Below are 1,070 nucleotides of genomic sequence, written 5' to 3' on the forward strand. Positions count from 1 at the left end.
CAGGTTAAAGAGGTTATGCTGGAAAACGCATAACTTCTGAGGGCATCGCTCGGCAAAGCTGGGCGAATGTCTTTAATCTCATTGCAAATAATTAGCAGATCTCTAATTGCGATATTATTTGGTTTAAATCTTCAATTTCAATAAATGTTTCGCTTATATCTACATTACTAAGTTCATGTCTCGACTCTTCCACAATGTAATTCAGCTTCGTTGCCATAATGCGTACTTCTTTTCCATTACTAACTGCAAAAACATAACAGTTTTCATCCGCAAATGACTCTGGCGTTATATCAAAGCGGTAATCATTGTCAATGCTTATATCCTCCGGAAATGTGATATTATATATTTCGGCAAAGGCTTTATCTCTTTGCATATTATATAACCTTTCATTAGTAATAAGATTCCTCAATTTTTCTTTTAATAACTGAATCTCACATTTAAGAGTCGCAGTAACAATTTTTTTAGGAAAGATGTTTCCATCAATGCAAAAGAGCAAAACTCCATTACAAAATTCATTATCTATATTCCATTCTTTTATTGTGCTAATAAATACTGAAAACTTATATGGATTCCCTAATATCATAACTACCATCCTTTTTTGGGTAAGCCAAATATATTTTTTATATCATTTGGAACCTGACTCCCTGTAATAGAATTTGCTCCTTGATTCGTAGAACCACTCCAATGCCATGTGCCATTTCCATCATTGTAAAAACGATGTAGCGTGCTAGTTTCCGCATCATAAGTAAACCTTTGATTTGGCTTTGATGTAGAAGGAACTGATTCTCCAAATAAATCCAAGGAATTTTTAGGTTCTATTCCAGCATTAGGTCTATTGCCAGGTTGGCCTGGAGTGTGCTTGGGATTTGATTGGTAATCTAATCCATTTGATGCCTTAGTTTTTTCTTTTACAGGGACACCATTTCTTTGAGTATTAGAATCCCCCTTGGCACTGACGCTGAACCATCATAACTTTTGCACCTTTTTCTCTGTTCTTTTGGAAAAGGCGGTAAACCATTTACTGTGTTTCTATTGCTTTCATCTTAGCACAAACTGTTCGTGACCGACAA

General features: G+C 35.2%; 1 protein-coding gene. It reads right to left on the reverse strand.

All coding sequences use genetic code 11. The features are described from left to right. Positions 1–91: 91 nt before the first annotated feature. Entirely contained in the window at positions 92–583 is a 492-nt protein-coding gene (locus tag CLOSYM_RS04615) for an immunity 42 family protein (protein ID WP_044902137.1), read from the reverse strand. Positions 584–1,070: the final 487 nt, after the last annotated feature.

Source organism: [Clostridium] symbiosum ATCC 14940, from assembly GCF_000466485.1.
GTDB classification, from domain to species: domain Bacteria; phylum Bacillota; class Clostridia; order Lachnospirales; family Lachnospiraceae; genus Otoolea; species Otoolea symbiosa.

What these genes read in the sequence shown, in the direction of transcription:
- CLOSYM_RS04615 (WP_044902137.1), bottom strand. Translation starts at nt 583, where the DNA reads ATGATATTAGGGAATCCATATAAGTTTTCAGTATTTATTAGCACAATA.